5 protein-coding genes and 4 pseudogenes are annotated in these 8,208 nt (G+C 45.0%); 1 reads left to right on the forward strand and 8 read right to left on the reverse strand.

From position 1 onward, the window contains the following. Nucleotides 1-791 precede the first annotated feature (791 nt). Nucleotides 792-1,016 (forward strand): annotated as a pseudogene (locus tag B9T16_RS22855) (RNA-dependent DNA polymerase); the annotation flags it as partial. A 1,769-nt stretch (nucleotides 1,017-2,785) separates the two neighbouring features. Here B9T16_RS22855 and B9T16_RS22860 read toward each other — a convergent pair. From B9T16_RS22860 to B9T16_RS22895, 8 genes and pseudogenes are all read right to left on the reverse strand, one after another. Next, nucleotides 2,786-3,994: pseudogene (locus B9T16_RS22860) on the reverse strand (group II intron reverse transcriptase); the annotation flags it as partial. 454 nt (nucleotides 3,995-4,448) lie between these two features. Continuing rightward, nucleotides 4,449-5,642 carry a group II intron reverse transcriptase gene (locus tag B9T16_RS22865; RefSeq protein WP_410245858.1) on the reverse strand — a complete coding sequence of 398 codons (1,194 nt, stop codon included), beginning with the start codon at nucleotides 5,640-5,642 and terminating at the stop codon, nucleotides 4,449-4,451. Then, nucleotides 5,632-5,862, reverse strand: coding sequence for a reverse transcriptase domain-containing protein (locus B9T16_RS22870; protein ID WP_014275007.1), 231 nt, complete (start codon nucleotides 5,860-5,862; stop codon nucleotides 5,632-5,634). The genes B9T16_RS22865 and B9T16_RS22870 overlap by 11 nt, the downstream gene beginning before the upstream one ends. After that, nucleotides 5,822-6,044: pseudogene (locus B9T16_RS22875) on the reverse strand (HNH endonuclease). Before B9T16_RS22875 ends, B9T16_RS22870 begins: the two are co-directional and overlap by 41 nt. A gap of 21 nt (nucleotides 6,045-6,065) precedes the next feature. Then, nucleotides 6,066-6,245, reverse strand: a complete 180-nt coding sequence (locus B9T16_RS22880) for a reverse transcriptase N-terminal domain-containing protein (protein WP_410245860.1) — start codon at nucleotides 6,243-6,245, stop codon at nucleotides 6,066-6,068. After that, the gene (locus B9T16_RS22885) at nucleotides 6,202-6,366 is read right to left on the reverse strand and encodes a hypothetical protein (protein ID WP_410245861.1); all 165 of its coding nucleotides are present in this window, start codon (nucleotides 6,364-6,366) and stop codon (nucleotides 6,202-6,204) included. Before B9T16_RS22885 ends, B9T16_RS22880 begins: the two co-directional genes overlap by 44 nt. Before the next feature lie 1,120 nt (nucleotides 6,367-7,486). Beyond that, nucleotides 7,487-7,894, reverse strand: coding sequence for a hypothetical protein (locus tag B9T16_RS22890; RefSeq protein WP_410245859.1), 408 nt, complete (start codon nucleotides 7,892-7,894; stop codon nucleotides 7,487-7,489). 37 nt (nucleotides 7,895-7,931) lie between these two features. After that, a pseudogene (locus B9T16_RS22895) lies at nucleotides 7,932-8,208 on the reverse strand (ribulose 1,5-bisphosphate carboxylase); the annotation flags it as partial.

An 8,208-nucleotide genomic window follows, 5' to 3' on the forward strand; every position in this document is an offset into this window, starting at 1 on the left:
TGTACTCTTAACAAAGAGACGGTCAAACTAGGAGCCGTATGAGGTGAAAGTCTCATGTACGGTTCTGCTGCTGAATGGGAGGGGTAGACCGTGAGGTTTATCTCGACCCCTAATTAACCCCTCTAATGCTCTGCCTATAAACAAGTGAGTAATGCAATTCACAAGGCAGTAGTGAAAAATGTAAGCGCATGCTTAGAGGGCTAAGGATGTGACCAGAAGCTAAAGCCCAATTGTCATGGTGGGGATATGCCCAATTGTCACGGTGGGGATATAGATACTGCGGTCAGTAAGAGTATAATGGCGAGGACGAGTTTAAAGACTACGTGCTGCATATAGCTCTGAACATCGAAGTAAAAAGCAGGTCTGTTGATTCTGCTCCTTTGACAAAACAGGGTATCCACACCAGGAGCCGTATGAAGGGAAACTTTCACGTATGGTTCTGAATGGGAGGGGATGGTGGTGACTCCATTCTCGACCCCTAACCCTTTCAGGGGAAAGGATGTGACTGAAAGCCAATGCCTAACTGTAATGGTTAGGATATGCCCACTAGTCACGGTGTGGATATAGAGACTGCGACAACTAAGAGTGTTTATGACGAGAGCGAGTTAATGACTACGTGGTTGTATATAGCTCCGAAAGTTGAGGTCATAAAGCAGGGGGTTGTAGCCCTGTTCCCAATGACAAAGGGGTATCCACACCAGGAGCCGTATGAGGTGAAAGTCTCAAGTACGGTTTGGAATTGGAGTTGGGGAAGGCGACTTCCCTTTCGACCATAACGAAATGCTCTTACCGTGAACCATGATTATCTACTGTCAAAAATTCATTGTCCAAGCAGCCTGAAGAGAGACCTGAAACAATGGCTCAAAGCGGGCGTGTTAGATAACGGTGTATTTGAGGATACAGAAGCAGGGACACCCCAAGGAGGGGTAATAAGTCCAATACTCGCCAACATCGCACTGTTGGGAATGGAAAGGCTAGTTAAAGGTGGAAAGGATGAATATAAAAATCTTCAGCTATTACACCGCCACTGTCATGATGATAAGACGGCACTTGACAATGCCAACGCTGTATCCTTAACAATGGAGCAGTCAGATTAGGATCCGTATGAGGTGAAAGTCTCAAGTACGGTTTTGTATGGGAGGGAGAGATGGTGACATCTCTCTCGACCCCTACTGGGTTCATGCCACACGTTCGATTTCTCTTATCATAGATGGTTGGCAGTGGTCGTATCTTGGTAGTAGGTTCTACCTCACGCCTTCCGTTCCCCGCTTCAACCTGAGGTTGTAAGCCCTCAAATTGGGGGTGGCTATCGCCTTATCTCTCAACTTTCTGCTATACTTGTAGAGTACGTGCGAAACGTTTAGGAGTGAAATAGGGCTGCGATGCCCGAAATAACCTCCTAGTGGGACTTTAACCCCTTGGTGGAATATAGGAATTGACTCTCTCATCCCCGACCATCCCATAACTGTTTATCTGTCCCGACGCTTGGAGCAATCTAAGCAAGGCAGGGAACTCAGGGTCAAGACTGATAGCTTAAACGATGGGAGTTGTGACCCATCTAGTAAAGCAGGAAGTTGAGAGATAAGGCGGTAGCCACCCCCAGTTTGAGGAATCATAACCCGTCAGATTGAAGCGGGGAACGGAAGGCGTGAAGTAGAACCTACTACCATATGCGACCACTGCCAACCATCCATGACTAAGGAAATCTGAATGTTCCGACTTGAACCATCGTAATRAGTAAGTAGCGAAATAGGTTGACACGCTGCGCTCAAAAGAGTAAGGGGAAAAGTAGGAGTCTCAACTCACTACCTACACAGACCTTTAAAGGTGCGAGACGTTCAGGCATCAAATAGGGATGCAATGCCCGAAATAACTGCTTGGTGAGGACTTCAACCCCTTGATTGAATATAAGGAGCGCACTCCTGACCATCCTCATAACTGTTTATATGTCCCGACGCTTGGAGAAATCTAAGCAAGGCAGGGAACTCAAGGTCATAAACAAACTGAGGAATCAGGGAGTAGAGAGTAACGGCGATAGCCACCCCCAGTTTCAGGATTCATAACCCGTCAGATTGAAGCGGGGAACGGAAGGCGTGAGGGAAAACCTATTCCCAAAAATCCGACCACTGCCAACCATCCATGACTAGGGAAACCGAATGTCTGGCTTGAACCATCGTAATCTGTGAGTAGCGAAATAGGTTGAAACGCTGCGCTCAAAAGAGTAAGGGGAAAAGTAGGAGGCTCTCTATACTACCTACACAGACCTTTAAAGGGTACCCCGGTGGAAAGGACAAGTCTAAAGATGGAATGCCCGTATAAACGGAACGTTTAAACCCCTTTTAGGCTCTCAGCAGGAGGTATCTGCACAGTAGTGAAAAGTGTAAGCGTATACCTTCAAGGGGAAAGGATGTGACTGAAAGCCAATGCCTAACTGTAATGGTTAGGATATGCCCACTAGTCACGGTGTGGATATAGAGACCGCGACAAGTAAGAGTTTGATGACGAAAGCGAGTTTAAAGACTACGTGTTGTATTTAGCTCCCAAAGTTGAGGTTACAAAGCGGGGGGTTGTAGCCCTGTTCCTACTGACAATAGGGTATCTACATCAGGAGCCGTGTGCTGGGAAACTCGCAAGCACGGTTTGGAATTGGAGTTGGGGAAGGTGACTTCTCTTTCGACCATAACAGTGTGTGGCAAATTCGGGTCTTTAGTAGGGGTCGAGAGTGAAGTCGCCTTCACCCCCTCCCATACAAAACCGTGCTTGAGACTTTCACCTCACACGGCTCCTAGTCTGATTGTTCCATTGTTAAGGATACAGCTTTGGCGTTATCGAGTGCCGTTTTATCATCGCGGGTGTGGCGGTGTAATAGTTGTAAGTTTTTGAATTCATCCTTTCCGCCGTGGCTTCGAGGTACAATGTGGTCTACTTAAACTAAATCCGATGGTGCGAAATACTGTCCACACCAGGTACACCTACCTTTTTGCTTTTTGAGTAGTTTTGCTACTCTATTTGGCGTGTCGATTGCTTGTCCTTTCCTGGTTGCCCAATAAGTCCAATTTCCGTCGTATGGTGTTGCGTTAGGGCGTATTAGGGTATGTCTGACAATCGGAGTGTAACTATGTTTCCATAGTTGTAATCCATCTTTGGTTTGGAATAACCAAGATTCATGCCTTTCTTTCCCATTGCTAAGTCTGACCGTTCCATATCTGAAATAGTTTCTTAGCTTTTTGTAATTTGCCTTTCTGCATCTTGAAACTGTCCATGCCCGTAACATTAGCCAAACTATGTAATCTAGTTTAACGAAGGTCTCTGATGAGACTACTGCTGAGTAGTAGTTTGACCATCCCCTTATTATTGGGTTTAGTCTACTTATCAGGGCTGACTGGGGTGTTGTTTTATGTTGTTCAATTACACCTTTAATCACTTCTGTATGGGCTTTGACTGCTTTATTGCTGGGTTTGATGTAAGTTTTGAGCCCTAATGGTTTCCCATGTGGATTTTTCCCAGTTTTATATTTTCCTACAGGATATTGCCTGATATTGAAACCTAAGAAATCAAATCCGGGTTCCTCTGCTTTGCCGTTATACTCAATGGGTTTGAGTGTATGGCAGATTCGAGTCTTTTCAGGTTTAATCTCTAATCCAACAGGTTTTAACCATTCGGAAATAGCAGTTTTGCACTGTTCAATGATTCCTAAGTCTTTGGATATGACTACAAAATCATCGGCGTATCGTATTACCGTGGCAAATGGTTTGTTGTTGGTATTATTGGGATACATTTTTTCTATTAACCTAACCATCCCCAACAGTGCGATGTTGGCGAGTATTGGACTTATTACCCCTCCCTGGGGTGTCCCTGCTTCTGTATCCTCAAATACGCCGTTGTCCAAAACTCCCGCTTTGAGCCATTGTCGCAGGTCTCTTTTCAGGTTGCTTGGGCAATTAATTTTGGACAGTAGGTAATCATGGTTTATTCGGTCAAAACATTTTGCTATGTGTTAGGGGTCGAGAATGGAGTCACCACCATCCCCTCCCATTCAGAACCATACGTGAAAGTTTCCCTTCATACGGCTCCTGGTGTGGATACCCTGTTTTGTCAAAGGAGCAGAATCAACAGACCTGCTTTTTACTTCGATGTTCAGAGCTATATGCAGCACGTAGTCTTTAAACTCGTCCTCGCCATTATACTCTTACTGACCGCAGTATCTATATCCACACCGTGACAATTGGGCATATCCCAACCATGACAATTGGGCTTTAGCTTCTGGTCACATCCTTRGCCCTCTAAGCATGCGCTTACATTTTTCACTACTGCCTTGTGAATTGCATTACTCACTTGTTTATGGGCAGAGCATTAGAGGGGTTAATTAGGGGTCGAGATAAACCTCACGGTCTACCCCTCCCATTCAGCAGCAGAACCGTACATGAGACTTTCACCTCATACGGCTCCTAGTTTGACCGTCTCTTTGTTAAGAGTACAGCAACATCTCTTTCATCAAGAGCTGTTTTATCATCGTGACAATGGCGATGTAATAATTGAAGATTCTTGTATTCATCCTTTCCGCCTTGGCTTCTAGGTACAATGTGGTCTACTTCAATTAAATCTGATGGGGTAAAGAATTGCCCGCACCAGGTACATCTACCTTTTGGTTTTTTGAGTAGTTTTGCTACCCTAATTGGCGTGTCGATTGCTTGTCCTTTCCTGGTTGCCCAGTAAGTCCAATTTCCGTCGTATGGTGTTGCGTCGGGGCGTATTAGGGTGTGTCTGACAATTGGGGTCCAGATGTGTTTGAATAGATGTATCCCATCTTTGGTTTGGAATAGCCAATTTTCGTGTCTTTCTTTCCCATTGCTAAGTTTAATTGTTCCATGTCTGAAATAATTACTTAGCTTTTTGTAACTTGCCTTTCCGCATCTTGATATTGTCCATGCCCTTAACATTTGCCAGATTGTATTATCTAGCTTATTGAAGGTCTCTGTTGAGACTACTGCTGAGTAATAGTTTGCCCATCCTCTTATAATTGGGTTTAGTCTACTTATCAGGGCTGATTGAGGTGCTGTCTTATRTCGTTTAATTACACCTTTTATCACTTCTGTGTGGGCAACAACTGCTTTTTGGCTGGGTTTTATGTGGGTTTTATGTCCGATTAATCGACTCTTATATCCCCCTGTTTTTCCAGACTTGTATTTTCCTACTGGGTATTGCCTGATATTGAATCCGAGAAAATCAAACCCAGGTTCTTCTGTTTTGCCATTATACTCAATAGGTTTGAGTGTGTGACCAATTCGAGTCTTTTCGGGTTTAATCTCTAATCCTACCGGTTTTAACCATTTGGTGATAGCAGTTTGGCACTGTTCAATGATTCCTAGGTCTTTGGAGATGACCACAAAATCATCGGCATATCTTATAAGGTTCACCTGAGTGGCTGTGCCTTTATTTGGATACATTCCTTTAACTAGCCTTTCTACTCCCAACAGTGCGATGTTGGCGAGTATTGGACTTATTACCCCTCCCTGGGGTGTCCCTGCTTCTGTATCCTCAAATACACCGTTATCTAGCACGCCTGCTTTGAGCCATTGTTTCAGGTCTCTTTTTAGGCAGCTTGGACAATGAATTTTGGACAGTAGATAATCATGGTTCACGGTAAGAGCATTTCGCTATATCTGCATCAAGTACATAGTATTGTCCTTGATTTATGGCAGTGTAAATTCTACCAATTGCGTCCTGGGCTGACCGTCCGGGACGGAACCCATAGCTAGTGCCCTCAAATCTTGACTCCCATTCGGGCTCAAGTGCCGACTTAACCAAGGCTTGCCTTGCTCTATCTTGGATTGTGGGAATTCCTATTCCAGCTTTTTTCATCCCTACCAGGTTTTGGAATCCACACCCTTCGCAGTGGTTTTGCTTTGAGGTTTCCTTTGATTTTCTCGGTCATTTCTAGCCTTTGTTTAGGGGATATTGCTATCACACCATCTACTCCAACCGTCTTTTTGCCTTGACCCGCTTGGGGGGGCGGGTTTATTAAGCTGACTGTTGGGAAGCATGGCTGACCGTGGAACCCGCCCCTACAGTCGCACTGCTAAGAGTCGGGCATAATATGATTTCACCAATAGACGTTGCCGCCTTCTTACCTTTGCGTCCTGTCCCGATTTAGCTGCTTGAAATATACTCTTTTGGAGCTTGAAAACTTTCCGTTGAACCTTAGTCCATGGGATTGCCTTCCATGCGTTGTTCGTAGTCTTGATTGGTTTGGGCTTGCCAAATCCTTTCTTTAAACTCGCTATCGCCATTTGTACACCTACTAGACTCTATTCTTACAATCAAACCGTGACCTGTTAGCATATCCCTACCATTACAGTCGGGCATTGGCTTCTGGTCACATCTCACCCCCTAATGGGCTTGCGCTTACACTTTCACTACTGACTCTCTCGACCAGATTGTCAGAGCCCAAGAGGGGTTAAAACGTTCCGTTTATATGGGCATTCCATCTTTAGATTTGTCCTTTCCACCGGGGTACTTTTAAAGGTCTGTGTAGTTATGACATTGAAGTTCCTACTTTTCCCCTTGCTCTTTTGAGCGCAGCGTATCAACCTGTTTCGCTGCCCAATCATTACGATGGTTCAAGCCGGACATTCGGTTTCCCTAATCATGGATGGTTGGCAGTGGTCTCGATTCTGGTGTTGGGTTACACCTTGGAGCCTTCCGTTCCCCGCTTCAATCCTGGGGTTGTGATTCCCAAAACTGGGGGTGGCTATCGCCGTTACCCTGACTCTCTAACTTCTACTTATCTATTTGTAGAATTTATATAAGTAATTTGTATGAGTTAGTTTGTTTTGACCTTGGGTTCCCTGCCTTGATTTGTATCGTGGGATACTAATCGTTGGGACATATAAACAGTTATGAGGATGGTCACGAGTGCGCTCCTTATATTCAACCAAGGGGTTTAAGTCCCCACCAGGCGGTTATTTCAGGTATTTCAACCTTATTTTATGCCTGAACGTCTCGCACCAACGTTCCGATTATATGGGCATTCCATCGTTAGATTTGTCCTATCGACCGGGGTACTTCTAAAGGTCTGTGTGGGTAGAATGCAGAATCCCCCACTTTTCCCCTTGCCCTTTTGGGCGCAGCGTGTCAACCTATTTCGCTGCTCGTGCTTTACGATGGTTCAAGCCAGACATTCGGTTTCCCTAATCATGGATGGTTGGCAGTGGTCGGATTTTTGGGAATAGGTTTCCCTCACGCCTTCCGTTCCCCGCTTCAATCCTGGAGTTATGATTTCCAAAACTGGGGGTGGCTATCGCCGTTACTCTCTCCGCAATTGTTAAGGAATCGTTAAGATTTCCGGTTTTGCGTTTTGACCTTGAGTTCCCTGCCTTGTTTTGTATATTTCTATACCAAACGTTGGGACATATAAACAGTTATGAGGATGGTCAGGAATGTGTTCCTTATATTCAGCCGAGGGGCTAAAGTCCCCACCAGGCGGTTATTTCGGGTATTGCAACCCTATTTCATGCCTGAACGTTTCGCACCCGCCATCAATGATAGCACAACTTTTCCAGGAACCGGTCTTAAAGTGACGCTGATCAGCATATTCCAAACCAATTTGATAACCCCCTGACCGGATTTTTTGCACCTGTTCCAAAACATCTAAACTCAGTTTACTGCTGACAGTTTTACCCTCAATAAAAGTAGTTGAACTGCTACTATCTCCCTGCCAATTAGATAGTCCTAAATCATCAAAAGCATGGGGAGGGATGACCGGGTTATAGGGAAGGTGTGGTTGATTAATCGGTTGAGGATGGCGGTTAATTGGCTGAGAATTAACCGTGCGGAATTGGTTATATTCTTCCACCAAGCGTAGTTTCTGGATTTGCTGCTGTTCTTTTACCATAGCACGCCCAGACTCGATCAGGTGTTGAAGACTAAAATCAGGCTGAGGAAGTTCGGGGGGTTTTTTCCACACTATCAACTAGGCGGCGCGAGATTTTATCTAAGCCTTGATGATAGATAAACTCGCGGATTTGTTCGTCATAAATACGCGATCGCATAGCACTAAAGAAATCAATCGCCTGTCCGGTAAACTCATCAACCAATTTGATAATCTGACTATCCGAGAGTGAATCATCAGCAAAAATTCCCCGCACAATAGCAATGCGATCCTCCCGGCTAGATTCCCCATAAAACTTATCCATCCGACCATCGCGA

It is taken from the genome of Arthrospira sp. PCC 8006, assembly GCF_046480465.1.
Classification (GTDB): Bacteria; Cyanobacteriota; Cyanobacteriia; order Cyanobacteriales; family Microcoleaceae; genus Limnospira; species Limnospira platensis.